This is a genomic window from Roseibium algicola, from assembly GCF_001999245.1.
Lineage (GTDB): Bacteria > Pseudomonadota > Alphaproteobacteria > Rhizobiales > Stappiaceae > Roseibium > Roseibium algicola.
Genome location: NZ_CP019630.1, coordinates 2,866,219 through 2,891,943, shown reverse-complemented (window position 1 = coordinate 2,891,943; position 25,725 = coordinate 2,866,219). Strand labels below are relative to the sequence as shown.

The window sequence follows — 25,725 nt, the reverse complement described above, 5'->3', positions numbered from 1 at the left end:
CCGACATGACCCCGATTACCACCGAAGAAGACATCGAAGCCGGTCTCAAGGCGCTGATCCGTCTCGACCCGCGCCTGCAGGAAATTGCAGGAACAGCAGGCCCGATCCCCTTGCGCCGACGCGCGGCCGATTTTGAAGGTCTTGCACAGATTGTCACCGGACAGCAGGTGTCGGTTGCCAGCGCGGCTGCCATCTTCGCGCGCCTTCAGGTGCTGATTGCGCCGCTAACGGCAGAAAACCTGGCAACCTTCACCGACGAGGAACTGGCAGGCGTCGGCCTGTCCCGACCGAAAATCCAGACCTTGCGCGCGCTGACAGAAGCATGCGGCAATGGTCTCGACCTGGCTCATCTGGCACAGGCGCCGGCGGATGAAGCCCACCGCGCATTATGCGAGATAAAGGGTATTGGCCGCTGGACCGCGGATATCTTCCTGCTGTTCTGCGCGGGACATCCTGATGTCTTCCCGAGCGGCGACCTGGCCTTGCAAGTCGCGGTTCAGGAGTCCCTCGGCTTGGCAGAACGTCCGGCACCAAAAGAACTCGACGTCATCGCCGAGGCCTGGACACCGCACCGCGCCGTTGCCGCCCGTCTCTTCTGGGCTTGGTACAAGGTGAAAAAACAGGGCCGGGAAACCCTGCCGGTCTAGAACTCCCCCTATCGGGTCGACATGTCCGCAACGGCCCGCAACAGAAGATCAATGTCCTCCGGCCGGGACAGACGATGATCGCCATCCGGCACCAGCGAAAAGGTGACATCGTCCAGCGGCAAGGCCTCAACCAGGCGGCGTGCATGACTTTCCGGCACATCCGGGTCCTGCGCGCCCTGCAGGATCGTAACGGGAGCACCAAGATGAAGCGGCGTCCCGAAAAGTAGGTGATTGCGGCCATCTTCGATCAGCTTGCGCGTGATCACATAGGGCGCGTCGCTATAGACGGAAGGCTGCTCCCAGCGGCCATCGGCAAGAATGGCGGCACGGATCTCATCGCTGAAGCGCTGCTTCCACATCAGCTCTTCGGTAAAATCAACCGCGGGAGCGATCAGAACCAGCCCCTTGATACGGCCAGAGTTCTTGCGGGCGAGCGCCAACAACAAGGCGAGCCACCCGCCCATGGAGGAGCCGACCAATACGGTTTCGCCCGGGCAACAAGCATCGAAAACGGCAAGCGCCTCCTCCAGCCAGTCGGAAACACAGGCATCTTCGAAATCGCCGCCCGACAGGCCATGGCCGGAATAGTCGAACCGCACCACACCCTGCCCGTTTCGCGCCCCCTCCTCGGCCAATGCCTCGGCTTTTGTGCCGGACATGTCCGACTTGAACCCGGACAACCACAAGATGCCGGGTAACGAACTTGCCCCGGAACCCGGCGCGTTCTGCACGGCAATCCGGCGTTTCACGTCGTTTTTTCCGATCTGGATGAATTGCGGTTCGGAATCACCCATATTAAGGCTCTCGTTCTGATAGATGTTTTCTGTCCCTGCCATTTGGCACAGACGCCCCGCCTTGACCAGTTCACCGGAGATCCGATTTGGTTCATCTGCCTTCTGAGACCACGATTTTGCAAGTGATCCCGGATCTCAACTCCGGTGGCGCCGAGCGCACGACGCTGGACGTTGCCAAAGCGGTGGTGGAAGCCGGCGGAAAGGCTCTCGTTGCAAGCCAGGGCGGCCAGATGGTGCCGGAACTGGAAGCCCTTGGCGCGGAACACATCGTCCTGCCCGTCAAGTCGAAGAACCCGGCGACCCTCTGGAAGAATGCAGCCAGGCTTGCGGAGATCGTGACCACACGCAAGGTCAGTCTGCTTCACGCTCGCAGCCGGGCTCCGGCATGGTCGTGCCTTTGGGCCGCACGGCGCACCAGAACCCCTTTCGTGACCACCTACCACGGCACCTATAACCAGTCGAATGCGCTGAAGGGCTGGTACAATTCGGTCATGGCACGGGGGGATGCGGTGATTGCCAATTCGCATTTCATATCCGGTCTGATCGAAGACCGGCACCCGTTCGCAAAAGGCAAGATCACCGTCATCCAGCGCGGATCCGATCTGAAAGGCCTGCTACCCGACAATGTCAGCGCTCTGCGGCTGCAGGCATTGAAGGACCAGTGGGGCATCCCGATGGGACGGCCGATACTCCTCAACATGGCCCGGCTGACCGCCTGGAAGGGCCAGCGTGTCGTGATCGAGGCGATGGCGCTTCTGCAAGACAGGTTGCCGTCCGACCCGATCGCCATTCTGGCGGGAGATGCCCAAGGTCGTGACGGATATCTGGCGGAGTTGAAGAAGCTGATTGCCGACAACGGCCTGCAGGACAAGGTCCGGATCGTCGGTCACTGCGCCGACGTTCCCGCCGCCATGGCATTGGCCGATATTGCGATTGTTGCTTCTGTCGAACCGGAAGCCTTCGGCCGGGCGGCAGTTGAAGCACAGGCCGCAAGGGTGCCTGTAATCGTCTCCAACCTCGGGGCGGTACCTGAAACCGTTCTCTCCCCGCCCGATGCGGCCGAAAGCGAACGCACCGGCTGGCGGGTGGCACCGGGCGACCCTCAGGCTCTGGCGGATGCCATTGTCCGTGTGTTGGGCCAGGACGTGGACGAGAAAAACAAAATGGCGGACCGGGCTCTCGCCCATGTCCGCCAGAATTTCTCGGTCGAAACCATGTGCGCCCGCACGCTCGGTGTTTATGCCGGCCTGCTGGGCACCTGATCTCAGCCGGCGCGTACGCGTGCCAGGAAGCCGTCGACCTCGGCCTGAAGCGCCCGGGCATTGCTTGCAAGTGTGCCGGAGGCCGCCTGCAGCTCTTCCGCCGCATGCCCCGACTGGGTGGCTGCTTCGCTGACGCTGCTGATGTTGCGGGTCACATCGCGTGTACCGGTGGAAGCTTCGTGCACATTGCGCGCGATCTCGGTGGTTGCCGCGCCCTGCTCTTCGACAGCCGCCGCGATCCCGCCGGCAATCTCGTTGATCTCGAAGATCGTCTTGGTGATGCCGTCGATGGCAGAGACCGCGTCACGGGTCGCCGACTGGACACCGGAAATCTGCTGGGAGATTTCCTCGGTCGCCTTGGTCGTCTGGCTGGCCAGTTCCTTCACTTCCGACGCAACGACGGCAAATCCCTTGCCGGCCTCGCCCGCACGGGCCGCTTCAATGGTGGCATTGAGCGCCAGAAGATTGGTCTGCTCGGCGATATCGGAAATAAGCTTCACCACTTCACCGATGCGCGAAGCGGCTTCGGCGAGCCCCTGAACCTGGTCGTTGGTCTTCTTGGCTTCCGCCGTTGCCGTGGCAGCAACATTTGAAGACTGGGCGACCTGTCGGGAAATTTCCGAAACCGTCGACGACAGCTCTTCGGCTGCGGAAGCAACGGTCTGAACGTTGGCAGATGCCTGCTCGGCTGCCGCGGCAACGTTCGAAGATTGTTGCTGGGTCTGCTCGGCGGTGGCGCTCATGGAACTTGCGCTCGATTCCAGCTGGGACGACGAGGACGATACCGCCTGGACGATTTCACCAACCGAGCTTTCGAAACTATCGGCAAGCTCCATCATCATCCGCTTCTGCTCGGCGGCGTTTCTTGCTGCCTGTTCCTTCTGTTCCGCTTCCAGTTCGCGGGTCCGGACGGCATTGGCGCGGAAAACTTCCACGGCGCGGGCCATGCTGCCGATCTCGCTCTTGCGGTCGGTGTACTGGACGTCGATGTCGATGGATCCGCCAGCGAGCGTTCCCATGGTTCCGGTAAGCGTTTTCACCGGCCTGGTAATGCTGCGGCCGATCAGCCAGCCAAGCCCGATGGACAGCACCAGCGCGATGGCGGAAACGGTCAGGAATGTTGTTTTGGAGAAGGCCTGTGCAGTGTCCAGCGTTTCCCCGGCAGCCAGCTTGCCCGCATAGGCAGCTTCAGACATCACCGCCCATTCCGGAGCGACCTGGGCGTAGATTGCCTCGATCTCGGCCAGGTCGGCAGCAATCTTCAGGGACAATTCGGCATAAGCCTGGAAGGAGGCCTGATAGGTATCCAGCAGCTTGCCGATTTCAGCCTGTTCAGCGTCGGGCAACCCGCTTTTCGGCAGCAGATCTGCGAATTCAGCCCGCCGTTCGCCGATCCTGCCGATATATTTCTCGTCACCGCGCAGCATGAAATCTTTTTCATGACGGCGCATCATCAGCATCTTGACGGTCAAGGCATCCAGATTGGCGGCATCCAGCTTGCTTTCCACGTCATGCACGGCAGTGCGAAGAGACCCCTGCAGCCCGGTGCTTTCATCAAGCCCCATTCGGGTAAGCTCACTGGTCAGAGCGTCGAACTTTGCCTTGTGCTGGTCAAGAACATCACGAAGCTTGGCGATGTTATTCTTGATGGAAGCCGATTGCGGCTTCGTATCGACATCGTTCAGGTTGCTCTGGGCTTTCTCGAACTCGGCCTTGTATTCCTCGACAAAGGCCAGGTCCTTGTTCAAAAGAAAGTCCTTCTGGCTGCGCTGCATGTTCTGGGCATGAGCCTGAACCTGCGACACCTTGAAGTCCATTTGCGAATATTCAGCCAGATTGTCGATTTCGTGCGACACGATTTGCTGGCTGTAAAGCGCCGTGCCAAGCAATACGCCAATGGCAACCACGGCGATTGCGGACAGCGCTCCGACACGCACCGCGATGGGCAGATCTGCAAAGAACTTCATAATGGTCTCGTTTTTTTGGGGCAGCTCTTGTCGAGCCTTGCACAGTGTGCCCAGAAAACGCTCAAGCCATTAATTTTCCTTTACGCAACTTGAATACTGAGCCGACTAATCTTCTAAACCATAGGTTTATACTTCTACGCACTCAATCATTCAGAGAATTCAATCAACTTATTATTTAGGCAAAACAGCCTTTTTCACTGCCCTGGAATTCCGGCCTGCCCAAAAACCGCACAGTTTCTCGGCCCCCTCCTGTCACTTTTGACCATCACGAAAGGAGCGCGGACGCCAGCGTGCGTCATTTTTTCGCGTCGGGTCGGTGCAATCTTTTTCAGGGTTTCAGCCAAAAACGACCCCAAAGCGGCAAAGGCTTGGGTTCATTCTGCCGATACGCAAATCCTGTGGTCTCGCTGCACGCCATCAGAACGCGGGCGTCACGCTGCCAGCGGATAGGCCTCTTCCACCAGATAGGGGCCGCCACCGACACTCGATTTCGCCGAGAACAGCACAAAACGTCCGGCAATGAAGGGCTGCGCCTGGAAGTTGCCGCGCTCGCTCAGCCACTTGGCCACGTCCTCGTTGGTCGAGGTCCTGCAACGGGCAAGGGTGACATGCGGAACATACTTGCGCCGCTCGGCCGGCAGATGCAGACGCTGGATGATGCGTTCCTGCTCGGCCTGCAATTCGGCAAGTTGAGCGGTTGGCTCAACCCGGGCCCAGACTGCATGCGGCTTGCCGTTGCCGAAAGAACCAAGACCGTTGAGGCGGATTTCCACCGGATCCCTGCGGACACGATCAAGCGCGGCGGCGATCTCGTCGGCCGTACGGTCGTCGATGTCGCCAATGAAGCGCAAGGTGATGTGGTAGTTCTCCGGATCAATCCAGCGGGCGCCCCGAAGGCCTCCCCGGAGCATCGAAAGCATGAGTGCCGTCTGGGACGGAATCTCAAGGCCTGTAAATAGGCGCGGCATGGGTGTTCCCTCCGCTGTCGCTGATGAATCCCATGAGGAATCAACTTCATGAAAATCGCAAGACAAAAAGCTAAGTTTTTGAGCGCGTTCAAAAATTCAGCGCCGCACTCAAATGAAAACCGGGCTGGTTCATAACCAGCCCGGCCTCCGATCTGCAGATGATTCTCTAAAAAGATTTATCGATCAGGAAGTTACACCCGTTACGGCGCCGGATTGCCGAATTTCTGATGCAGCGCATCGATTTTCTCCAGAACATCGGCACTCAGCGTAACGTCCGCAGCTCCGATGTCGGTATCCAGCTGCTCAATGGTCGTCGCACCCAGGATGACCGATGTCATGAAAGACCGCGACATGGCAAAGGCAAGTGCCATCTGCGACGGATCAAGTCCCGCCTCCTGCGCCAGGTCCAGATAGGCATCGACCGCCTCGATGGCGCGCGGGTGCTCATAGCGCTGCAGGCGGTTGAACAGCGTCTTGCGGGCACCTGCCGGAAGGGCGCCATTGCGGTATTTGCCCGTCAGATATCCCTGGGCCAGTGCCGAATATCCCAGAAGACCGACATTTTCCCGGCGGGCAACTTCCGCAAGGCCGGTTTCAAAGGTCCGGTTGACCAGGGAATAGGCGTTCTGGATCGAGACCACCCGCGGCACGTCATACATCTCGGACGCGGCGACGTAGCGCATCGTGCCCCAGGCACTTTCGTTGGAGACACCGACGTGACGGATTTTGCCGGCCTTGACCAGATCCCCAAGGATTTCCAGCGTCGACTGGATGCTGTTTTCGTCCGGAGCCGGTTCGACATCCGCCCAGCGCGTCGGGTTTGAACCGAAGCCGCCGACGTTCCGGTCCGGCCAGTGGATCTGGTAGAGGTCGATATAGTCTGTTTCCAGGTTCTTCAGGCTGCGGTCGACCGCAAATTCGATCTCTTCGCGAACCAGTTTCGCCTTCGCACCGTTTTCACGGAACCAATCCATGTCGGTCCGCCCGACCACCTTGGTGGCCATGACGATCTTGTCCCGCATGCCGGTTTTCTTGAACCACGTGCCGACGATGCGCTCGGTCCGGCCCTGGGTCTCTTTCTTCGGCGGGATCGGATAGAGCTCTGCCGCGTCAAAGAAATTGATGCCCTTTTCCACGGCGTGGTCCATCTGGGCGTGACCTTCCGCCTCGGAGTTCTGCTCCCCGAAGGTCATGGTACCGAGGCAAAGGGCGCTGACCTGTATATCCGTGCGGCCAAGACGGCGCTTTTCCATAAGACTATCCTTCAAATTTTGAAAACGGGGCGTCCCGGAAGCCGGATCGGCTTCCACCCCAGGTCCAGAGCAAAGCCCCTAGGATCGGGCTTTGGCCAAAAGCTCTTCCACTTTCGGCAGAATGTTTTCGACGATGACTTCCACCCCTTTGGCGTTGGGATGCATACCGTCGGAAAGGTTGAGATCGGGATTGAGGGCGGCACCCTCGAGGAAGAAGGGATAAAACAACGCATCGTGCGCCTTGGCAACATCGGAGTAGATCGGATCGAATGCCTCGGCATATTCCGGCCCAAGATTGCGCGGAGCCAGCATGCCCGCGACAAGCACGGCAACACCGCGTTTCGTCAGGCGTCGGACGATTTCGTCGATATTCTTGCGCGTCAGCTCCGGAGAGATCCCCCGCAACGCGTCGTTTGCCCCAAGCTCCACGATGACTGCACTGGTGTCCGGTCCCACCGACCAGTCCAGCCGCGACAGCCCACCGCTTGACGTGTCGCCAGACACGCCGGCATTGACGACCTCGACCGATTGCCCCTTCGCATCAAGCGCTTTCTGGAGCTGATCCGTGAAGCCTTCTCCTGCCGACAGCTGATAGCCGGCGGACAGACTGTCCCCCAGCACCACCAGTTTCAGATCGGCCGACTGGGCGGCCATTGGCAGGAAAGACAGGATGATTATCGTCAGGCAGGCAATAAACCGGTTCACGTGAACACTCTTTTGGGACTGGAAGACGCTCTTCAACAGGCCCATATGGTCGCAGAGCGTCCAATTGTCGAGGGCTTGTGACTGTCAGGAAGACGATCACACGCCCATTGTAAAGGCCAGAGAATGACAAATTCGCCCGCGATCGCCCTGAAAGACGTCCACCTGACCCTCGGCGAAGGCGCCGGGCGGGTGCATATCCTGAAGGGGATCGACCTTCAGATCGAGAAGGGGGCCTCCGTCGGCCTTGTCGGCCCGTCAGGGTCCGGAAAATCGACATTGCTGATGGTCATGGCGGGGCTGGAACGCGCCGATGAAGGCTCGGTCAACGTGGCCGGATCCGAACTCGGCCCGCTGTCCGAAGACCAGCTGGCCCGGTTCCGCGGCCGCAATGTAGGTATCATTTTCCAGTCGTTTCACCTCGTGCCCAACATGACCGCTTTGGAAAACGTGGCCGTGCCGCTGGAACTTGCTGGGGATAGCGCCGCCTTCGACAAGGCCAAGGCGGAACTGGATGCCGTCGGGCTCGGCCACCGCATGCACCACTACCCGGCGCAACTGTCCGGCGGCGAACAGCAGCGTGTCGCCGTGGCAAGGGCACTGGTCGTCGAACCCGCGATCCTGATCGCAGACGAACCGACTGGCAACCTCGATGAAAGTACCGGCGCACAGATTGTCGACCTGATGTTCACCGCCCAGAAGAACCGGGGCACGACGCTGGTTCTGGTCACCCACGACCCGAGCCTTGCCGCCCGCTGCGACCGCATGATCCGCGTCCGCTCCGGAGAAATCGAAGAAGAAACGTCTGACCGCGCCCGCCGCGAGGTGTCTGCATGAGCGCGTTTGTCCCGGGCAACGCACCGGCAAACCACCAGACGATGCGCCTTGCTGCCCGGTTTGCCTTTCGTGAACTGCGCGGCGGCCTCAAGGGCTTTTACATTTTCATCGCGTGTATCGCGCTCGGCGTAGCGGCAATCGCAGGCGTCACGTCTGTCTCACGGGCTCTGACAGAAGGGATTTCGCGCGAAGGCCAGTCCATCCTGGGCGGTGATCTCGATTTTTCCCTGATCCACCGTCAGGCCGACGCCGATCAACTTGCCTATCTGAGCGGCCTAGGTGACCTGTCCCGCGTTGCGACCACGCGGGCAATGGCAAGAAGACCTGAGACCGGCGATCAGGCATTGGTAGAGCTGAAAGCCGTCGACGGTCCCTATCCCCTTTACGGCACATTTGAACTTGCCTCCGGAGAGGCCCTGGAAACGGCCCTGGCCCGGAAAGACGGGACCTGGGGCGCCGTTGTGGACCCTTCTCTTCTCGCGCGGCTTGGTGCGAATGTCGGAGATACGCTCTCCCTCGGGCGAGCCACTATCCGAATTGCCGACACCATTGCCAACGAACCTGACAAACTGGCCGGGGGCATGGAATTCGGTCCACGCCTCCTGATTTCAGATGCCGCCCTGCCTGAAACCGGCCTGATCCAGCCCGGCAGCCTGGTGCGCTGGCATTACCGCGTTCGAATGGCCCCGGCTCCCAACCTGGAAGCAATGGAAGGGATCGTCGAAGAGGCCAAATCCGCCCAGCCGGACGCGGGATGGCGTATCCGCTCCCGCGCCAATGCGTCCCCGGGCCTTCAACGCAGCATTGATCGCTTCGCACAATTCCTGACACTGGTTGGCCTCACCGCGCTGGTGGTTGGCGGTGTTGGTGTGGCCAATGCCATCCGCGCCTATCTGGAAACCAAGCGTGAGGTTATCGCCAGCTTCAAGTGCCTGGGCTCGACGGGCGGCTTCGTCTTCAAGATCTATCTGGTTCAAATGCTGGTGCTTGCGCTTCTCGGCATCGTCGTCGGCCTTGTGCTGGGTGCCCTGATCCCCTTTGCCGCAGCTGCCGCACTGGCGCCGGTTCTGCCGGTCAAGCTCGCGGCCAGCATCTATCCGACCGAGCTTGCCCTTGGCCTCGTCTACGGCCTCCTGACCGCTCTCGCCTTTGCAATCTGGCCGTTGGGGCGGGCTCATGACGTACCGCCGACGGCCCTTTTCCGGGATATCGTGACCGGCGGCGCCAAGCTGCCGCGCAAACGCTATCTGTTTGCCACCGCGGCAACAGTGCTTGCCCTTGCCGCCATCGCCATTCTGCTTGCCCACGACCAGCGCATGGCCGGCACCTACATCGCCGCATCCGCCGGTGCGTTCGTTTTGCTGGTGCTGGTCGCACGCGCGATCATGGCCATAGCCAGGCGCCTGCCCAGTGTCCGCTCGACCGAGCTCAGGCTGGCGATTGCAAACATTCACCGCCCCGGAGCGCTGACCCCGTCAGTCGTGTTGTCGCTGGGACTTGGCCTGTCGCTGCTGGTGGCGCTTGCCCTCATCGACGGAAACCTGCGGCGCGAGCTGACCGCAACCATTGCCGACAAGGCTCCGAGTTTCTTCTTCATCGATATCCAGAGCCATGAACGCGATGCCTTCGAGGCCTTGCTGAATGCTGAAGCATCCGACGCCAACCTGCAAAGCGTCCCGATGCTGCGCGGACGCATTGTCTCGCTGAACGGAATTGCTGCCGACAAGTTCGTCCCCGCCCAGGAAGGCTCCGGCTGGGTGCTGCGCGGTGACCGCGGCATTACCTATGACGCAAGCTTGCCCAAGAACTCGAAGCTCGAAGAAGGCTCCTGGTGGCCGGAGGACTACACAGGCATTCCGCTGGTGTCCTTCGATGAAGAGGCCGCCACCGATCTCGGCCTCAAGATCGGAGACCGGATCACGGTCAATGTGCTCGGCAGGGAAATCACGGCGGAAATTGCCAACACACGTACGGTGGAATGGCAGTCCCTTGCGATCAATTTCGTAATGGTGTTTTCGCCGAACACTTTTGCCGGTGCTCCGCATGCCCATCTGATGACCCTTGGCTGGGACGATGATGTGCCGGAAGAGACGGAACTTGCCTTGTTGAAGACGGTCTCGAACGCCTTTCCGACAGTGACGGCAATCCGGGTGAAGGACGCGATCTCTCAGGTCAACGATCTGGTGGCACAGCTTGCCTGGGCCATCCGCGGCGCAAGCTCGATAACGCTGATCGCCAGCGTTCTGGTTCTGGCAGGTGCACTTGCCGCCGGTCATCGCAGCCGGATCTACGATGCGGTCATTCTGAAAACCATTGGTGCGACACGGGCTCGCCTGATCTTCGCCTATGCACTCGAATACGCCATTCTGGGCCTTGCAACGGCGGTGTTCGCCCTGCTGGCCGGAGGGGTCGCCGCCTGGTACGTGATAACGCAGATCATGGATGGGTCGTTCGTGATGATGCCGGTGACCGCAGCAAGTGCCGCGCTGATCGCGCTGGTGCTGACGGTAGGTTTCGGCCTCGTCGGCACATGGCGGGTGCTGGGTGAAAAGCCCGCACCTGTCCTGCGGAATCTCTAGCGCAAGATGCGGTCAGCTGCTGTAGCGGCCAACGTGCGCACAGGAAAAAGCTGATCAAAGGACGTTTGCCGGCTTCGGTCGCACCTCCTTTGATCAGCAAGGCTATTTCCGGCGAGCCGGTAGACTTCCGAAAACAAGATCGAACGAATTCTTGGCCGGCGCTGATCTATTTCGATCCGGCGCCCACAGCTCTTGGCAAACTTCGTTCAGGAAAAAATTCTGAAATACAACCAAATCGCGACAAACTTCAGCTCCACACAACTTGCATACTGAATTGATCTTGGCTATCCGGTTCAGCTCCGGGCAGTTTGTTAAGAAGGGGCCATTCCATGTTCAAGTTTCTCCCGAAAATTCGTTTGAAGACCATTGCCGGGGCTGCAGCCCTGTCCGCAGTTGCCGTTATGGCTTTCGCCCCTGCCGCGTCAGCGGAAAGCCCGTTTCACACCGGGGTCTGGCAGTTGAACACGCCGGAAGGCCCGCGCGGCCTCGTCGTCAGTGACTGGCTGGTCTTCGAAAACGGTTTGCCGAAGCGCTGGCTCTATCGCCGGGCCGGCACCAACGACGCCAACCAGTTCGATTTCTTCACCCGTTCGATGAATGATTCCGGCTATACGCCGGTCGGCATCCGGGTGTACCGCACCGGCGACAATGCGATGAAATACACGCTGGCGCCCAAGGGCGAGGATCCGATCGAGGTTTCTGCCGTCCGTCTTTCCATCCCGAATTTCGAGAACTCCTGCCTTTCCGTCGAGAAAAAAGGCAAGCGCTTCTACGGTAACTGGGTCGGCACTGAAGGCTCCAAGCTGAAGAAACTGAACGTGTCGAAAAACCGGCTGACCATCGACGGCGAAGCGCGCAAGGTATCGATTGCGGAAGTCCGCGTCGGCCGCATGGGCATCACCGAAAATGGCAAGCCGATCGCTTTCCTCACCGATGCCGGCGGCGACTATGCGGTTCTGCAGTGGTTCAAACCCGGTGTGACTGTCGAGCAGATGCAGGATCCGGACAAGGAAATCCTCGATTTCGCGTCGGAAGAAATCGTTCGCAACCCCGGCGGCACCTGCGACCGGCAGATCGAATCCCGACTGAAAGCCATGAAATAATACGACTGAATCTGAGCCAGTTTTTAAGGATAGGTTCAAATAATACGTCCTGAGCGCAAAGATTACGAATTTTTCATCGAATTCGACTTGTGCTCGGGATAGGCTTTTCCCATATGTTGAGGGAGTTGTGTTGCATGCGCGATTGCATGCGCACGTCTATCTAGAAGGGGATTTTTACGACCATGTCGACCTATGACCGTCAATCTCAAGGCGCGTATACCGTCGCCGGCGCACGCGCCGAGGCCGGCATCGATCAGGGCCTGCGCTCCTACATGCTGGGCGTCTATAACTACATGACCATCGGCCTTGCGCTGACCGGCTTTCTTGCGCTGGCAACGGTCATGCTTGCAACGACCACCGATCCGAACTCTGCTGTCGCCAGCCTTGGCAACGGCCGCATGCTCACCCAGCTGGGTGTTGCCATCTACGGCAGCCCGCTGAAATGGGTTGTCATGCTCGCACCGCTCGGAATGGTGTTCTGGCTGTCCTTCCGCATTCAGTCCATGAGTGCCGGCGCAGCGCGGACCCTTTTCCTGGTCTACGCATCCGTAATGGGTATCTCCCTGTCCTCGATCTTCCTGGTTTACACCCCGGGCTCGATCGCTCAGGTCTTCTTCATCACCGCCGGTACCTTCGGCGCGCTGAGCCTGTTCGGCTACACCACGAAGAAGGACCTCTCCGGCTGGGGCTCGTTCCTGTTCATCGGCCTGATCGGTATCGTGATCGCGTCGCTGGTCAACATCTTCATGGCATCTTCCGCCCTGCAGTTCGCCATCTCCGTGATCGGTGTTCTGGTGTTCGCCGGCCTGACCGCCTACGACACCCAGCAGATCAAGGAAATGTACTACGAAGGCGACAGTGGTGAAGTCGCTACGAAGAAGTCCGTCATGGGCGCGCTGCGTCTGTACCTCGACTTCATCAACCTGTTCATCATGCTGCTGCAGCTGTTCGGCAACCGCGACTAAGCGCAGCCAAACTGAACAAACGGAAAAGCCCGGCCTTGTGCCGGGCTTTTTTGTGGCCGCACGACTGTCCGACACATCGCTTGCCTACACTTGCGTCAATGGGCGTCAACGCCAGCCTTGCGCAAATCAATGGAATGAAGCGGCAGAACACTGCGCTGCCAGGCTTGGCCGAACCAATCGTCTGGTCCGCGGCCGGCGGGTAACCGACCAGCATTAGCCAGTCATTGACGCGACCATCAAGGAAATGCCTGTAACCGGATCAACGCAGGGGAAATGAACCTCATCCGGCCATCAGCTGACTGACCGGATGCCTGGTCAGGCGTCGACCACCCGAAGATGTTTTTTCTTCTCCAGAACCCTCAGCACCTGCGCCAGATCGTGGCCACGCTTCAGGATCATGCCCCCGGTCGCCACGACCGAATAAGCGCCCTGGCGGCGGGCCAGCTTCGGGTCCTTCTCGATCCTGTAAAGCGGCATTTCGGAAGATCTGCGAAACACGGAGAAGATTGCCCGGTCCTTCAGGAGGTCGATGGCATAGTCCCGCCACTCGCCATCGGCGACCATGCGCCCGTAGAGCCTCAGAATGACATCGAGTTCGCGCCTGTTGAATGCAACAATGGGTTTGGGAGGGGGAGCCGGTTGATGTTGTGGCGACGGGCTTGCACCCGCACCACGCTGAAACGCGCTGTCGTCGGCTTCGCTCATTCCGCCTCCATTCCGTTCGCGGTTTCGCTGCTGACAGGTAACCGACAAGAGAATCGTCGGGAGACGCCTGTCACCTGGCTGTCATGATGCGTCTTCTTTAGCCATTCTGGCAAGCCCGCAACGTCATATTGACAGACAGAGGTCGGAAACCAGAGTAATTTTGCCAATAAGTTTTACGGGAAGAAGTGCAAAAACGAACGCAACGGCACTTTGCCAAGAAAGAATGCATAAATTTCCTTGATTTTGCCGCATTCCAGCCCTTGGCCAGCCATTTTAGACACCCATATTATGATCATACCCTGATGGGTATGGCCCGTAGAAGCCGCGGAATGCATTAGCCCCCCAGCCCCCCGGGGTTTTTACTGGCCAACCAGATTTAGTGAGTCAAACATCAGGGCAACTGAAGGGCCGGCATTATGCCGGCCCTTTTCATTTGTGAACTTGCCTGTTCTTCTGCTTTCAAACTACTTCATAAAATCCCTGAGGAACGACAGGAACCGCGCATCGGTTCCATAGGCCACATTGACCCGCATTGCCGGCTTCTGCCGGGTCTCCCGGTTCGGATAGAAGACGGCGCCCGGTGCAATGAAGATGCTTTGCTTGCTGGCAGCGGCGCACAGTTCCCTTTCATCCACATCATCGGGAAACTCCACCCAGAGATAGAACCCGGGTATGGAACACTCACGCACGGACAACCCGATCGCCTCCAGTGTCCCGAAGGATGCCTTGTAGGCATCTTCCACCCGGTTCCTGAGACGCCGCAGATGTCTCAGATAATGGCCGGCCTGCATCAGATTGAACACGAAGCGTTCGACGTGGTCGGATGAATTGACCACCGTCAGCATCTTGATATCGGCAAGCTGGCGGATGATGTCCGGATTTCCAGCCACGTAACCGCATCTGAGACTGGCCGAAAGTGTCTTGGAAAAGGTGCCGAGATAAAGCACCCGCTCCAGCTGGTCCAGCGCCGCCAGCCTTGGCAACGTGGCCGGAAGAATGTCGGCAAGCGCATCGTTTTCAACCAGGAGAAATCCCCAGCGCTCGGCAAGCTGCATCAACCCGAATGACCGCGAAGGGGACAGGGAACCGCCGGTCGGATTGTGGCCGTGGGACTGGGTGACAAACATCTTCGGCCGGTAAAGAGCGAGTTTGGCGGTCAGGTCTTCCAGGTCCGGACCGTCCCTGTCACGCCGGATACCGACAATCTGCACCTTGGCGAAGGTCAGCTTGGAAAAGAGCGGATAATAGCCCGGCTCATCGACAAAAACCGTATCACCAGGCTCCGTCAGATGCCGGATGATCAGATCCAGGCCATGGTTGACACCATGGGTCAAAAGAAGCCCTTGCGGATCGGCCGGGATCGACCGCTCCAGCAACTGCATCCGCAGCCGGTCCCTCAACGGACCATATCCCCACGAACTGCCGTAGCCGAATTCGATCGCTTCGGGAAAAGGCGTCTTGGCGTTGGCGAAATGGCGGCGCAGCTCCGCCCCCTCCATCCACGACGGCGGCGGGCGCCCATCTCCCGGACGCACTTCATAATGCTGTTCCAGCTGCTCCCGCAGCAACGACATGCCGTCGACCGCGGCCGTGACATGTGGCGCAGGCGGGGTCTTGGAAGCCGGCCCGACCTGTGACATGTAGTATCCGGAACCGGCCCGCGCTTCCAGTAGCCCTCGGGCGACCAGCCGGTCGTAAGCTTCCGCCATCGTGTTTTTCGAAACGCCGTTCTCCCGCGCGGCCTGACGAATGGAAGGCAACCGCTCAAACGTCTTGTACGCCCCTGCCTCCAGCATCAGCGCGACTTTCTCGACGATCTGATCGACGCGAGACAGTTTCCGACCGCTACCCGTAGCTCTCATTGTCCCTCAAAATTTACTGGGACAGTACTGCCCATAAATCCAACAACTGTCCCTTGATTGTCCCAATCATTTTTATGACAGTTTGCCCCATTACGCCAGCAAATGGCAATTTCCTTGGGAGGGAAAAATGACCAAAGTAAGTAGACGCAGCCTTCTTGCAGGTGCAGCCGTTGGCGGCACCGCCCTCGCAGCACCGATTGCGGCCAAGGCACAGGATGCGGTTGAGTGGCGCATGCAGGCTCTCTGGGACGCCGGCACCACACCTTTCGAATTCGAGAAGAAGTTTGTCGAGCGCGTCAGCGAACTGACCGACGGCAACTTCAAGATCACGCTGTTCTCCGCCGGCCAGCTCGTGCCTGCCAACCAGGCATTCGATGCCGTTCGCGCCGGCGCCTTCCAGCTGATGAAGACCTTCGACGGCTACGAAGCCGGCAAGATCCCGGCATTTGCCTTCACGTCCACCATCCCGTTCGGCTTCCCCGAGTCCGACCAGTATGAAGCCTGGTTCTACGAAAAGGGTGGTCTGGATCTCGCCCGCGAAGCCTATGCAAGGGCCGGTCTCTTCTACATTGCCCCCACCGTCTATGGCGAAGAGCCGATCCACTCGACCGTCAAGATGGAAACCATCGCCGACATGGCCGGCAAGAAGGGCCGCTTTGTCGGGCTCGCTTCCGCGGTCATGGCCGACCAGGGCGTTTCCGTGACCCCGCTGCCGACGGCGGAAGTCTATACGGCGCTTGAAAAAGGCCTGATCGATTTTGCCGACCGCGGCGATCTCACCGCCAACTACGAAGCAGGCCTTGGCGAAGTCGCCAAGTTCATCATCCTGCCGGGCGTGCACCAGCCGACCACCGCCACCAGCTATGTCGCCAACCAGGGCGCCTATGACGCCCTGCCGGACGACTACAAGGCAGCGCTTGCCGTTGCGGCTCGGGAGATCTCCGGATCGCTGCGCCAGCACATCATGGTGCAGAATGTCGATGTCCTGAAGAAATACGGCGAACAAGGCGTCGAGATCATCCAGCTCGACCCGGCCGATGTCGCGGCCAACCGGTCCAAGGCTGTCGAGTCCTGGAAAAAGGCTACCAAGGAAGACGATCTGGCGAATCGCGTGCTCGCGAGCCAGATTGAGTTCATGACAGCCCTCGGGCTGATCTGACCCTTCCTCCCACCGGACGGTAGACGGCACCTCCCTGCCGTCTGCCGTCCGGTCGTCCTTTCGATCGGCAAATGCTCAGCTTCATGAAATCCGTCAGTTCCATCGTCACCGGCGTCAACCGGTTGTTCTTCCTCCTTGCGGCGGCACTCATCTTCGCGGTGGTGCCGATCCTGCTGTTCGAAGTGGTCGCAAGATACCTGTTCGATGCGCCGACGGTGTGGGCCATGGAAGCCAGCACGTTGATCTTCGGTCCGCATTTCATGCTGGCCGGACCTTACCTTCTGCACCTGAAGGGCCACGTCGCCGTCGACATCTTCAGCGAAAAACTGACGGGATTGCCGAAAGTGGCTCTCGACGTGTTCTCCTATGCCGTCATTGCTGTGTTTGCAGGCGTTTTTGCCTGGGTCAGCTGGCCGCTTGCAATCAACGCCTACTCCCTCGGCGAAACCAGCTTTTCCGCCTGGAACCCACCTGTCTGGTGGCTGAAATTCGTCGTGCCGCTTTCCTTTGCGCTCCTGTTTTTGCAGGCCCTTGTTGAAGCCTACAACGCAACGCGCCCGGCGCAGGAACAGACGGGAGCAAGCGCATGAGCTCCGAATTCGTTCTTGCCATCATGTTCGCCAGCCTTGTGGGCCTGCTGCTCACCGGCCTGCCGCTTGCCTTCACGCTCGGCGCACTTGCGCTCGTTTTCACGCTAACGCTGTGGGGCCCCGCCGCCCTCTCCGTTACCGTCCTCAACCTCTACTCCACCATGACGTCGGAATCGCTCCTCGCGATCCCGCTTTATGTGATGATGGCCAGCATCCTTCAGCGTTCCGGCGTCATCGAAAGCCTTTACCGGGCCATGGAACTCTGGTCGCGGCGGTTGCCGGGTGGCCTGGCGGTGGGCACCATCGCCATCTGCACGATCATCGCCGCCATGACGGGCATCGTCGGTGCCGCGGTTGCTGCCATGGGCATGCTGGCCCTGCCCTCCATGCTGAAGCGCAAATATAGTCCGGAGCTCGCGATCGGGACGATCTGCGCCGGCGGAACGCTCGGCATCCTGATCCCGCCCTCGGTGATCACCATCGTCTATGCCGTGACCGCACAGGCCTCTATCGGCCAGATGTTCATCGCCGGCGTGGTGCCGGGCCTGCTGCTCGCCTCGCTCTATATCGGCTATATCGTTCTGCGGTCCGCGCTCAACCCGTCCATCGCCCCGCGTCCGGACAACGACGCCCCGGCCACCTGGGAAGAGCGCATTGCCTCGCTGAAATCCCTCATCCTGCCGCTGCTGATCATCGTCGGCGTCCTGGGCACGATCTACATGGGTATCGCAACACCCACGGAAGCAGCCGCCGTCGGCGTCTTCCTGGCGTTCCTGTCGTCGCTTATCGAGCGCCGGTTCGGCTGGGAGCTCATATCCGGCGTTGCCCTCGACGTGGTCAAGGTGACCGCCATGATCCTCTGGATCACCATCGGTGCACGGGCCTTCGTCGCGATCTTCACCGGCACCGGCGGCGCGGACTTCCTCCTGTCCTTCATTCAGGATCTCGATGCCAACCGCTGGATCGTTCTCGCCATCATGCTGGGCATTCTGTTCTTCCTCGGCATGTTCCTGGACGAAATGGGCATCATCCTCTTGTGCGTGCCCGTCTTCCTGCCGGTGATCGACTTCCTCGAGTTCGACCGGCTCTGGTTCGGCATCCTGTTCCTCGTTTCGGCGCAGATGGCCTACATCTCCCCGCCCTTCGGCTACACGCTCTTCTACATGAAGGGCGTCCTGCCGGCCGGCATCGGCATGGGCACGGTCTACCGTGCCATCGTTCCCTTCATCCTGCTGCAAGCCATCGGTATCTTCATCTGCGCCCTGTTTCCGGAGCTGGTGTTGTGGCTGCCGCAATCCATGATCAATTGACAGACAGGTTTCCCCCGATGAGTGACGTCACTTCGTCCCGTATTGAAGGTTTTCACAAGCTGGACCCGGCCGGCCGGCTCCAGGCAGTCCAGCGCCAGGCGAATCTCGACAACAAGTCCGTCTCCGACCTTGTGGAAGCGGCATCCGGAAACATCGAACTGGCCGACCGCCTTGTTGAAAACGCCATTTCTTCCATGTCCATTCCTGTCGGTATCGCGACCAACATGACCGTGGACGGACGGGACGTTCTGGTGCCGATGGCCAGCGAGGAATCCTCCGTCATCGCCGCCGTGTGCAACTCGGCCAAGCGCTGCCGGCCGACCGGTGGCTTCAAGACCTCCACAAGCGGCCCCCTGATGGCAGCCCAGATCCAGCTTCTGGGCGCAAGCGACCCTGAAAACGTCCGCCTGCAGGTTTTTGAACGCATCGACGACATCCGCACCATCTGCGAAGAGATCGATCCGCTTCTGGTGAAGCTTGGCGGCGGCTTCCGTGACCTCGACATAAGGGTCATCGACACTGCCGAAGGACCTATGACCATCGTTCACATCATCGTCGACACGCGCGACGCGATGGGCGCCAACGCCGTCAACAGTATGGCCGAGGCCCTTGCACCCAAGCTGGAGGAATGGACCGGCGCCCGCAGTCTCCTGCGGATCCTGACCAACCTCGCCGACCGCCGCGTGGCACGCGTGCGGGCTGTCTGGCCGCTGGAGGAAATCGGAGGTGAAAAGGTTCGGGACGACATGCTGTCGGCCTATCACTTTGCCGATGCCGACCCCTATCGGGCAGCCACCCATAACAAGGGCATCATGAACGGCATCAGCGCGGTGGTTCTGGCGACCGGCAACGACACCAGAGCCGTGGAGGCAGGTGCCCATGCGTTCGCGTCGAAAGACGGCCGCTACCGCTCGATGTCCCGCTGGGAAAAGGACGGCGACGGCAATCTTGTCGGCATCCTGGAACTGCCGATGGCTGTCGGACTGGTCGGTGGCGCAACCAAGATCCACCCCACCGCGCAGGCCAACCTGAAAATACTCGGCGTGACCACGGCAGACGAACTGGCCCGGATCATCGTTGCCGTCGGCCTGGCGCAGAATTTCGGCGCATTGCGCGCGCTTGCCACCACCGGCATCCAGAAAGGCCACATGGCCCTGCACGCCCAGAACGTTGCCCTGATGGTGGGCGCGACCGGCGAGGAAATCGACCTGGTGGCCAACGAGCTGAAATCGCTTGGCAAGGTGCGGCAGGATCTGGCCGAGGAAATTCTCGCCCGGCTGCGGCAGGGCGCCAACGCCTGAGGCCTTTTGACAAGGTTCGACCGGAGAGGTCTCGGCACTATTACCGTGTTGCCCCTCCGGCCGATCAACTCCCGGATGCCGAACGCAATGAAATCGGCATAATTGGCGTTTCTACGACGCGATTGCCTCTTTTCCGTCGGATTGCTTGTTGTATCTTTCTAAAAGCATGACAACCGACCTGATAGATCTGCGCGCGGCCCGGACCGCCGATTGTGAGGCACTCGCCGGCATCCATAGCGAAGCCTGGCTGGGCGCCTATCGCGGCGTCTTGCACGGTGTCGATCTTCAGAAGATGATTTCGCGCCGAGGCAGCAGCTGGTGGCGCGGTGCCCTTGCCAGGGGTGTCGACATCAAGATCCTCAGCATCGCCGAAATTCCCGCCGGTTACGCGACCTATGGGCCGTGCCGGCTGAGGGACACCGGCATGGATGGCGAAATCTACGAGCTTTATCTGAAGCCGGAATATCAGGGCCTCGGGTTCGGCCGGGCCCTTTTCCAGAATGTGCGGGAAACGCTGTCGGCGAAGAGCATGCCCGGTGTCGCCGTGCAGGTATTGAGCGCCAACGAGCCCGCGCGCGCTTTCTACAAGGCCGTCGGTGGCAAGCTCGCGGCAAAGTCCTGGTACAGGATCGGCGGCCGAAGGCTGGAGCTCAGCATCTACGCCTGGCCGCAAATCAGCACCTGAGCCACAGGGCGCTAGCCTAATAGAGAATTCCGGGATTGCCGATGATCTGCGGCGGCTGCGTGCAATCGAAAGAACCGGCCATGGTATCAGCGGCCTGGCGCGCCAAATCGTTGGCGTTCTTGTTGGCCTGGGCATCGATCCGGGCAATCTGGCAGGTGCCGCCGCCGGGCTGCAGCTGGGTCACGATCAGCACGCTGCCGGTCTTGGACCCCTCATCGAGGCTCGGAAACCAGCGCAGGATGGTCGCAAACGGAACACCGCCCCTGAGGCGCCATTCCAGCGTTTCGTTGACCGTGTTGAAATTGGGCAGGGTCTGGCCTGCCGCGGGCTCGTTGGCGGCGTCGGGACCGAAGGAGACGAACATGCGCAGGTCGCCCTCGGCAACATAGACGCCTGCTCCCTTGTAGCCGGGGCACTGCCAGGCACCGCCGAAGGTGCCTTCTTCCTCGTCCCCGGCTTCGATCAGCGGGCAGCTGTCCAGCAGGATCTTGGTATAGGCACTGTCGATCGACGCTGCCCCTGCGGCCTGCAGAGACACAAGCAATCCGCCGAGCATCAAAAGGGAAACAGTAAGCCGTTTCATAAATCTATCTCCTCCAGAGCCTGCCGCGCGAATAGACGCATGTTAATCAATTAGGTGCAATGCAAAAATAAAGGACTTGAACTTCTTCGGCGGGATTGCGATAGACGCAGCAACGAATAACAGGAGTTTCCTAAATGCGTATCGACGCTGTGCCGATTGGCAAGAATCCGCCGGAAGACATCAACGTCATTATCGAGGTCTCCGTTGGCGGCGAGCCGATCAAATACGAGATGGATAAAGAAGCCGGTGCGATGTACGTCGACCGCTTCCTGTACACTCCGATGCGGTACCCGGGCAACTACGGCTTCGTTCCCCACACCCTGTGTGGCGATGGCGACCCGATCGACGTGATCGTGGTCAACCAGCGCCCGATCGTTCCGGGCGCCATCATGAGCTGCCGTCCGATCGGCGTACTGCTGATGGAAGACGAATCCGGCCAGGACGAAAAGATCCTCGCGGTTCCGTCCCACAAGCTCAGCAAGCGCTACGACAACATCAACGACGTGACCGACCTTCCGGAAATCACCGTTGCCCAGGTGAAGCATTTCTTTGAACACTACAAGGATCTGGAGCCGGGCAAGTGGGTGAAGATCACCGGTGTTGAAGGTGTCGAATCCGCAAAGCGGCTGATCGTTGAATCGATCGCACGCGCCCAGAAGGAAACCGCTGAATAAGCGCTTCCAAACGGACGAAACCAAAAGGCCTCCCGAGTGTCGCAAGACGCGGGAGGCCTTTTTCGTTGCAAGGGTCAGAATTAGCGTTCCGCTGCCGCCTCGATGCGCTCCATATCCTGGTCGGACAGGCCGAAATGATGCCCGATCTCGTGGATCAGCACATGGGCAACCACATCGCCCAGCGTCTCGTCCATCGCGGCCCAGTAGTCGAGGATCGGCCGGCGGAAGAGCCAGATGCGATTGGGCATCTGCCCGGTCATCACGGTCTCTTCGCCTTCGCTCAGCCCCTGGCCTTCGAACAGGCCCAGAAGGTCGTGCGGATCCTCGATGCGAAGTTCATCCAGAACGTCGTCGGGCGCATAGTCCGCAAGGCTGATCTGCAGGTGACCACAGCGCAGCAGAAGATCATCCGGAAGCCCGGAGAGGATCTCGCTCGCCATCGCCTCGAAGTCTTCCAGGTCAGGTGCTTTGCGTTCGGTCCAGCTGCTGTGGCTGACCGGCCGGACGGATGCCATATCGGTTCCTTTGACGGATCGGTTCATTCAGGTGTTGGGCAGTACGTAGGTGACCAGTAGATAAATCGCCAGTCCGATTGCGAACACAAGCCCGAGACCTCGGCCGATCCGACTGCCCCAAACCTCGATCCGGTCGTCTTCGTCCTTGTCGGCGGCGCTCAGGTGATCCTTTGCCCGGTCGGCCATGCGGACGAAGGTTGAACCGGCAACGGTCTCGCTCTCCGCATTCACCCGGTCGAGTGTGCGGAGCGCTTCATCGCGCAGTTTTTCCTTCGGGTGCTTGTTCTCGCTCATGCACCTACACTGGCCGTGTTGCCACGGCGTTTCAACCCGAAAGCGGCCAAAAGCGCCAGAAGGGCAAGCCCGCCGGACGCAACCGCGTTCCAGCCGGCAAAGGACAGGCCGAACATGCGCCAGCTAGCCTCGGTGCAGCTGACAACGCGCGTCGATTTCAACGCCTGCAGCATGTTGGCCGCAGACGTTGGTGTCGAGGTACCGCCACCGCAATCGCTCGGGCCGTCCCAGAACTGCCACTCGGCGCCGGACTGATAGATACCGAGGCCGGAACCATAGGCAAACACGGTCGCAACGACCAGAAGCAGAGCCAACGCCAACCCGGTCCGCCTGGCCTGCATCAGGAAAAGCGCTAGCAAGGCCAGGGGAAGGCCGACGTAATAGGGAATGCGTTGCTCGAGGCACAGCTTGCAGGGCACATAGCCGCCAATCAGCTGAAAGCCCCAGGCGGTCGCGATCGCCGCCAGGCCGCCCACCAGCAAGAGCCCCGTCAGATTGCGCGAAATCCGGTCGGCTGTCATCTCACCCTCTTATTGTCAGATATACCTAAGCACAACAAATCCGCCGACCAGCAGCACCACAAATATGGTGAACATGAGACCAAGCCGCTTTTCAATGAAATCGCGGATCGGCGGGCCGAACAGATAGAGCAATCCGGCGACGACAAAGAACCGGATCCCCCGAGAAACGATACTCGCGGCAATGAACACCGGCAGGCTGAGCCCCAGCGCACCGGAGGCAATGGTGATCACCTTGTAGGGAAACGGCGTCAACCCGGCGATAAAGACGAACCACCAGCCATACTGATGATAGATGTCCTTGAACTCTTCGACGAACCCCATTTTGCCGTAGAAAGTCAGGATCGGCACCGCCACCTGTTCGAACAGGAACAGGCCGATCAGATATCCCAGGATACCGCCGGCGACCGACGTCAGTGTGCACAGCAGCGCGTACCACCAGGCTTTCTCGCGCCGGGCAATCACCATCGGGATCAGCAGGATATCCGGCGGGATCGGAAACACCGAGCTTTCGACAAAGGATACGGTGCCGAGTGCGGCAGGCGCACGCGGTCCGGCGGCAAGGGACAAGGTCCAGTCGTAGAGGCGTCTGATCATGGCGCTTCCCTTAGCCGCTGCGCTGCAAAAAGTCACCTAGGGAAATGCGCACCGCCAGCAGCACGTTGTCGCGTAGCCACCGGCACAAACGATCCCAGCCTGATGTGAAGCCACCTCAAAAACGCGCATCAAGACACTAGGCAGACTTTTCGCCCGTATCTGGTAGCATTGAAACCTCGCCAGGTTTCACACGACGTTGGGAGGGGGACATGAACGGAACGGCCTCACGCATCTCCAGGCTGGCACTGGTTCTCGCGATGAGCGCGCCAGCTGCGGCAGTTGCCCAGCAGGTCGAGCTGGAAGGATCGGTCAAGCTGACGCCTTTTGAAGCACAGGACGTAACCCTGTCGACGATCTACACGGTGGATGCGGCGTTCGGCGCAAAACACGATGTCGAGGTCCCCGTCCCGTTCAGCCTTGCCGCACCCCGGCGCGAGGCACAGCAAATTCTGGCCCAGGCGAAACCGGCCGGCGGCGGTCCGATCAAGATCTTCTTCACCACCGACGACGAAACCAAACGCATCTATTCGTCCCTGCAGATCGTCACCTACACCATGAAGACCGATGATCCGCAAAAGCGCCTCGAGGTGGGCGACTATATTGCCATCGAGCTCTTGAAACAGCTCGGCACCACAGACGATACACGCCTGAATATCCGCCGCCAGATCACACTGGGCGATCTGCCTGCATCCGAAATCGTCGGCAACTTCATCAACAAGGAAGGTGACCAGCTCCTCGTGCGGCTGGTCGCGCTGGCAAAGCCCGACAGCCAGAGAGGCATCGTCGGTATTGCAATCGGCCACCCGCGTCAGGGCCGCATCAAGAAAGTGGAAGACATCTACCAGACCAGCGCTTCCCTGGCCTTCGACACGGTGACGCTGAAGTAGCTGGTTACCTGTGCGGGTGGGAGGCAAGCCTCGAACCACTCCGGCGCATTCCTGCAGCAATTCAAACCGCTGGAGATGGTGCCCCCCGCCGGAATCGAACCGGCACTCCCGAAGGAACCGGATTTTGAATCCGGCGCGTCTACCAGTTCCGCCAGGGGGGCAATCCGGTATCGGATTGGGTGCCTATCATGGGGCCTTGTCCGATGCAAGCGGTTCCAGCGCGCCGCAGCTTTCCGCCAGCAAGTGCGGCGGGCGCCGAATTTGATCGAATTTGAGCTTCTCCCTTTACGCTCCCTTAACCCTGGGCTGCGAATTCGCCTGCCACACAGCCTCAGAGGGTGAAATCCGGCGCATATTTAAGCTGTTTGCAACTGCTGCTCGCGCAAGTGGACAGTCAGACAAGTTTGGGAGAAACGGATGACACTGGCTGGCGGCCTTCAAGAGGCGAAACGCACGAAAACTTCTGCTGTGAACGAAGCCGCTCGGCACGGGCAGGCTTTCACACAGTCCTTCGTTGACAAATCACAGTTGATGCCAGCGCCGATCCGACCCGAATGGGTGCTTGAAGGCGACCCGAAAGCCATGTGCGCCGTGCTGGCCAGGCACAAGTTCGGCTGGGGCGATGCCTGCCACTGGTCCTGCACTGCCGGCAAGTTCCGCTGGCACTACGGCTGGGATGAGTCGGTCATGTTTCTGGAAGGCGGAGTCCGGATCACCGACGATGCCGGCCATGTCTATGAAGGCAAGCCCGGCGTGACCCTGTTCTTTCCGGCAGGCACCTCCGCCGTTTGGGAAGTGCCGACCTACATCCGCAAGCTTGCGTTCAATCAGAAGCCGGTTCCCTGGTATCTGCATTATCAGTCCCGCATCCTTGAGAGATTGAAAGGCGTCGGGAAGAAACTTTTCGGCTAAAATATCGGGCTCGCGTTCCCGAATGAGCTCTTGAAAGAAAGGCGCCCAGCGCCTTT

The 25,725-nt window shown here is 59.9% G+C and carries 26 protein-coding genes and 1 tRNA gene; 14 read left to right on the top strand and 13 right to left on the bottom strand.

All coding sequences use genetic code 11. The features are described 5' to 3' along the window. The first annotated feature begins 5 nt into the window (after nucleotides 1-5). The gene (locus B0E33_RS13530) at nucleotides 6-647 is read left to right on the top strand and encodes a DNA-3-methyladenine glycosylase family protein (protein WP_077291483.1); all 642 of its coding nucleotides are present in this window, start codon (nucleotides 6-8) and stop codon (nucleotides 645-647) included. 8 nt (nucleotides 648-655) lie between these two features. On the opposite strand, the gene B0E33_RS13525 is transcribed toward B0E33_RS13530, so the two are convergent. Further along, nucleotides 656-1,441, bottom strand: coding sequence for an alpha/beta hydrolase (locus B0E33_RS13525; protein WP_077293301.1), 786 nt, complete (start codon nucleotides 1,439-1,441; stop codon nucleotides 656-658). Between the two features lie 86 nt (nucleotides 1,442-1,527). On the opposite strand from B0E33_RS13525, the gene B0E33_RS13520 reads away from it, so the two are divergent. Then, nucleotides 1,528-2,703 carry a glycosyltransferase family 4 protein gene (locus B0E33_RS13520; RefSeq protein ID WP_322853563.1) on the top strand — a complete coding sequence of 392 codons (1,176 nt, stop codon included), beginning with the start codon at nucleotides 1,528-1,530 and terminating at the stop codon, nucleotides 2,701-2,703. A gap of 2 nt (nucleotides 2,704-2,705) precedes the next feature. Here B0E33_RS13520 and B0E33_RS13515 read toward each other — a convergent pair whose 3' ends face one another. From B0E33_RS13515 to B0E33_RS13500, 4 genes are all read right to left on the bottom strand, one after another. Further along, nucleotides 2,706-4,670 carry a methyl-accepting chemotaxis protein gene (locus B0E33_RS13515; RefSeq protein WP_077291482.1) on the bottom strand — a complete coding sequence of 655 codons (1,965 nt, stop codon included), beginning with the start codon at nucleotides 4,668-4,670 and terminating at the stop codon, nucleotides 2,706-2,708. 431 nt (nucleotides 4,671-5,101) lie between these two features. Further along, nucleotides 5,102-5,638, bottom strand: a complete 537-nt coding sequence (gene thpR / locus B0E33_RS13510; protein ID WP_023002705.1) for an RNA 2',3'-cyclic phosphodiesterase — start codon at nucleotides 5,636-5,638, stop codon at nucleotides 5,102-5,104. Nucleotides 5,639-5,838: 200 nt separating this feature from the next. Further along, the gene (locus tag B0E33_RS13505; protein ID WP_077291481.1) at nucleotides 5,839-6,891 is read right to left on the bottom strand and encodes an NADP(H)-dependent aldo-keto reductase; all 1,053 of its coding nucleotides are present in this window, start codon (nucleotides 6,889-6,891) and stop codon (nucleotides 5,839-5,841) included. A 78-nt stretch (nucleotides 6,892-6,969) separates the two neighbouring features. Further along, the gene (locus B0E33_RS13500) at nucleotides 6,970-7,596 is read right to left on the bottom strand and encodes an arylesterase (RefSeq protein ID WP_077293297.1); all 627 of its coding nucleotides are present in this window, start codon (nucleotides 7,594-7,596) and stop codon (nucleotides 6,970-6,972) included. A gap of 123 nt (nucleotides 7,597-7,719) precedes the next feature. Between B0E33_RS13500 and B0E33_RS13495 the strand changes: the two genes are divergently transcribed. From B0E33_RS13495 to B0E33_RS13480, 4 genes are all read left to right on the top strand, one after another. Continuing rightward, nucleotides 7,720-8,430 carry an ABC transporter ATP-binding protein gene (locus B0E33_RS13495; RefSeq protein WP_077291480.1) on the top strand — a complete coding sequence of 237 codons (711 nt, stop codon included), beginning with the start codon at nucleotides 7,720-7,722 and terminating at the stop codon, nucleotides 8,428-8,430. Next, entirely contained in the window at nucleotides 8,427-11,009 is a 2,583-nt protein-coding gene (locus B0E33_RS13490; protein WP_208997812.1) for an ABC transporter permease, read from the top strand. The genes B0E33_RS13495 and B0E33_RS13490 overlap by 4 nt, the downstream gene beginning before the upstream one ends. A gap of 329 nt (nucleotides 11,010-11,338) precedes the next feature. After that, nucleotides 11,339-12,112: a hypothetical protein gene (locus B0E33_RS13485; protein ID WP_077291479.1), complete on the top strand. Its 774-nt coding sequence runs from the start codon at nucleotides 11,339-11,341 to the stop codon at nucleotides 12,110-12,112. 182 nt (nucleotides 12,113-12,294) lie between these two features. Next, on the top strand, nucleotides 12,295-13,077 hold the full coding sequence (locus B0E33_RS13480) for a Bax inhibitor-1/YccA family protein (protein ID WP_023002698.1): 783 nt from the start codon (nucleotides 12,295-12,297) through the stop codon (nucleotides 13,075-13,077). Between the two features lie 315 nt (nucleotides 13,078-13,392). On the opposite strand, the gene B0E33_RS13475 is transcribed toward B0E33_RS13480, so the two are convergent. Together B0E33_RS13475 and B0E33_RS13470 are read right to left on the bottom strand one after the other, a co-directional pair. Next, entirely contained in the window at nucleotides 13,393-13,782 is a 390-nt protein-coding gene (locus B0E33_RS13475; RefSeq protein WP_023002696.1) for a DUF2794 domain-containing protein, read from the bottom strand. Between the two features lie 464 nt (nucleotides 13,783-14,246). Next, complete coding sequence (locus B0E33_RS13470) at nucleotides 14,247-15,644, bottom strand: aminotransferase-like domain-containing protein (protein WP_077291478.1); 1,398 nt, start codon at nucleotides 15,642-15,644, stop codon at nucleotides 14,247-14,249. 127 nt (nucleotides 15,645-15,771) lie between these two features. Here B0E33_RS13470 and dctP point away from each other — a divergent pair, with 127 nt between their 5' ends. The 5 genes from dctP (at nucleotide 15,772) to B0E33_RS13445 (ending at nucleotide 20,689) form a co-directional block, all read left to right on the top strand. After that, nucleotides 15,772-16,803, top strand: a complete 1,032-nt coding sequence (gene dctP, locus B0E33_RS13465; RefSeq protein WP_023002693.1) for a TRAP transporter substrate-binding protein DctP — start codon at nucleotides 15,772-15,774, stop codon at nucleotides 16,801-16,803. A gap of 83 nt (nucleotides 16,804-16,886) precedes the next feature. Further along, on the top strand, nucleotides 16,887-17,393 hold the full coding sequence (locus B0E33_RS13460; RefSeq protein WP_208997811.1) for a TRAP transporter small permease subunit: 507 nt from the start codon (nucleotides 16,887-16,889) through the stop codon (nucleotides 17,391-17,393). Then, a complete protein-coding gene (locus B0E33_RS13455) occupies nucleotides 17,390-18,703 on the top strand; it encodes a TRAP transporter large permease (RefSeq protein ID WP_031270102.1) in 1,314 nt (437 codons plus the stop codon). The genes B0E33_RS13460 and B0E33_RS13455 overlap by 4 nt, the downstream gene beginning before the upstream one ends. Before the next feature lie 17 nt (nucleotides 18,704-18,720). After that, nucleotides 18,721-20,004: a hydroxymethylglutaryl-CoA reductase, degradative gene (locus tag B0E33_RS13450; RefSeq protein WP_023002690.1), complete on the top strand. Its 1,284-nt coding sequence runs from the start codon at nucleotides 18,721-18,723 to the stop codon at nucleotides 20,002-20,004. Nucleotides 20,005-20,152: 148 nt separating this feature from the next. After that, nucleotides 20,153-20,689: a GNAT family N-acetyltransferase gene (locus B0E33_RS13445; protein ID WP_208984635.1), complete on the top strand. Its 537-nt coding sequence runs from the start codon at nucleotides 20,153-20,155 to the stop codon at nucleotides 20,687-20,689. A gap of 16 nt (nucleotides 20,690-20,705) precedes the next feature. Here B0E33_RS13445 and B0E33_RS13440 read toward each other — a convergent pair whose 3' ends face one another. After that, nucleotides 20,706-21,272 carry a hypothetical protein gene (locus B0E33_RS13440; protein ID WP_077291476.1) on the bottom strand — a complete coding sequence of 189 codons (567 nt, stop codon included), beginning with the start codon at nucleotides 21,270-21,272 and terminating at the stop codon, nucleotides 20,706-20,708. A 134-nt stretch (nucleotides 21,273-21,406) separates the two neighbouring features. Here B0E33_RS13440 and ppa point away from each other — a divergent pair, with 134 nt between their 5' ends. Continuing rightward, the gene (gene ppa / locus B0E33_RS13435; RefSeq protein WP_077291475.1) at nucleotides 21,407-21,946 is read left to right on the top strand and encodes an inorganic diphosphatase; all 540 of its coding nucleotides are present in this window, start codon (nucleotides 21,407-21,409) and stop codon (nucleotides 21,944-21,946) included. 80 nt (nucleotides 21,947-22,026) lie between these two features. Here ppa and B0E33_RS13430 read toward each other — a convergent pair whose 3' ends face one another. The 4 genes from B0E33_RS13430 to B0E33_RS13415 are packed head-to-tail and all read right to left on the bottom strand — an operon-like array spanning nucleotide 22,027 to nucleotide 23,870. Next, entirely contained in the window at nucleotides 22,027-22,461 is a 435-nt protein-coding gene (locus B0E33_RS13430; protein ID WP_031270101.1) for a metallopeptidase family protein, read from the bottom strand. A 27-nt stretch (nucleotides 22,462-22,488) separates the two neighbouring features. Then, nucleotides 22,489-22,755: a hypothetical protein gene (locus B0E33_RS13425; RefSeq protein ID WP_023002685.1), complete on the bottom strand. Its 267-nt coding sequence runs from the start codon at nucleotides 22,753-22,755 to the stop codon at nucleotides 22,489-22,491. Next, a complete protein-coding gene (locus B0E33_RS13420; RefSeq protein ID WP_062486397.1) occupies nucleotides 22,752-23,276 on the bottom strand; it encodes a disulfide bond formation protein B in 525 nt (174 codons plus the stop codon). Before B0E33_RS13420 ends, B0E33_RS13425 begins: the two co-directional genes overlap by 4 nt. Before the next feature lie 15 nt (nucleotides 23,277-23,291). Then, the gene (locus B0E33_RS13415) at nucleotides 23,292-23,870 is read right to left on the bottom strand and encodes a YqaA family protein (RefSeq protein ID WP_055659975.1); all 579 of its coding nucleotides are present in this window, start codon (nucleotides 23,868-23,870) and stop codon (nucleotides 23,292-23,294) included. A gap of 209 nt (nucleotides 23,871-24,079) precedes the next feature. Between B0E33_RS13415 and B0E33_RS13410 the strand changes: the two genes are divergently transcribed. Next, on the top strand, nucleotides 24,080-24,757 hold the full coding sequence (locus tag B0E33_RS13410; protein WP_077291474.1) for a hypothetical protein: 678 nt from the start codon (nucleotides 24,080-24,082) through the stop codon (nucleotides 24,755-24,757). A 76-nt stretch (nucleotides 24,758-24,833) separates the two neighbouring features. Here the strand turns inward: B0E33_RS13410 and B0E33_RS13405 are convergent. Continuing rightward, a tRNA-Leu gene (locus tag B0E33_RS13405) sits at nucleotides 24,834-24,918 on the bottom strand. Between the two features lie 256 nt (nucleotides 24,919-25,174). On the opposite strand from B0E33_RS13405, the gene B0E33_RS13400 reads away from it, so the two are divergent. Beyond that, nucleotides 25,175-25,669 carry a cupin domain-containing protein gene (locus B0E33_RS13400; RefSeq protein ID WP_055659979.1) on the top strand — a complete coding sequence of 165 codons (495 nt, stop codon included), beginning with the start codon at nucleotides 25,175-25,177 and terminating at the stop codon, nucleotides 25,667-25,669. The last annotated feature ends 56 nt before the right edge of the window (nucleotides 25,670-25,725 follow it).

Bases quoted from the DNA above. Each gene is read 5' to 3' on its own strand.
- B0E33_RS13450 (WP_023002690.1), top strand. From the start codon at position 18,721: ATGAGTGACGTCACTTCGTCCCGTATTGAAGGTTTTCACAAGCTGGAC.
- dctP (WP_023002693.1), top strand. From the start codon at position 15,772: ATGACCAAAGTAAGTAGACGCAGCCTTCTTGCAGGTGCAGCCGTTGGC.
- B0E33_RS13425 (WP_023002685.1), bottom strand. From the start codon at position 22,755: ATGAGCGAGAACAAGCACCCGAAGGAAAAACTGCGCGATGAAGCGCTC.
- B0E33_RS13455 (WP_031270102.1), top strand. From the start codon at position 17,390: ATGAGCTCCGAATTCGTTCTTGCCATCATGTTCGCCAGCCTTGTGGGC.
- B0E33_RS13460 (WP_208997811.1), top strand. From the start codon at position 16,887: ATGAAATCCGTCAGTTCCATCGTCACCGGCGTCAACCGGTTGTTCTTC.
- B0E33_RS13400 (WP_055659979.1), top strand. From the start codon at position 25,175: ATGACACTGGCTGGCGGCCTTCAAGAGGCGAAACGCACGAAAACTTCT.
- B0E33_RS13525 (WP_077293301.1), bottom strand. From the start codon at position 1,441: ATGGGTGATTCCGAACCGCAATTCATCCAGATCGGAAAAAACGACGTG.
- B0E33_RS13505 (WP_077291481.1), bottom strand. From the start codon at position 6,891: ATGGAAAAGCGCCGTCTTGGCCGCACGGATATACAGGTCAGCGCCCTT.
- B0E33_RS13515 (WP_077291482.1), bottom strand. From the start codon at position 4,670: ATGAAGTTCTTTGCAGATCTGCCCATCGCGGTGCGTGTCGGAGCGCTG.
- thpR (WP_023002705.1), bottom strand. From the start codon at position 5,638: ATGCCGCGCCTATTTACAGGCCTTGAGATTCCGTCCCAGACGGCACTC.
- B0E33_RS13495 (WP_077291480.1), top strand. From the start codon at position 7,720: ATGACAAATTCGCCCGCGATCGCCCTGAAAGACGTCCACCTGACCCTC.
- B0E33_RS13490 (WP_208997812.1), top strand. From the start codon at position 8,427: ATGAGCGCGTTTGTCCCGGGCAACGCACCGGCAAACCACCAGACGATG.
- B0E33_RS13430 (WP_031270101.1), bottom strand. From the start codon at position 22,461: ATGGCATCCGTCCGGCCGGTCAGCCACAGCAGCTGGACCGAACGCAAA.
- B0E33_RS13440 (WP_077291476.1), bottom strand. From the start codon at position 21,272: ATGAAACGGCTTACTGTTTCCCTTTTGATGCTCGGCGGATTGCTTGTG.
- B0E33_RS13480 (WP_023002698.1), top strand. From the start codon at position 12,295: ATGTCGACCTATGACCGTCAATCTCAAGGCGCGTATACCGTCGCCGGC.
- B0E33_RS13410 (WP_077291474.1), top strand. From the start codon at position 24,080: ATGAACGGAACGGCCTCACGCATCTCCAGGCTGGCACTGGTTCTCGCG.
- B0E33_RS13485 (WP_077291479.1), top strand. From the start codon at position 11,339: ATGTTCAAGTTTCTCCCGAAAATTCGTTTGAAGACCATTGCCGGGGCT.
- B0E33_RS13420 (WP_062486397.1), bottom strand. From the start codon at position 23,276: ATGACAGCCGACCGGATTTCGCGCAATCTGACGGGGCTCTTGCTGGTG.
- B0E33_RS13475 (WP_023002696.1), bottom strand. From the start codon at position 13,782: ATGAGCGAAGCCGACGACAGCGCGTTTCAGCGTGGTGCGGGTGCAAGC.
- B0E33_RS13530 (WP_077291483.1), top strand. From the start codon at position 6: ATGACCCCGATTACCACCGAAGAAGACATCGAAGCCGGTCTCAAGGCG.
- B0E33_RS13470 (WP_077291478.1), bottom strand. From the start codon at position 15,644: ATGAGAGCTACGGGTAGCGGTCGGAAACTGTCTCGCGTCGATCAGATC.
- B0E33_RS13415 (WP_055659975.1), bottom strand. From the start codon at position 23,870: ATGATCAGACGCCTCTACGACTGGACCTTGTCCCTTGCCGCCGGACCG.
- ppa (WP_077291475.1), top strand. From the start codon at position 21,407: ATGCGTATCGACGCTGTGCCGATTGGCAAGAATCCGCCGGAAGACATC.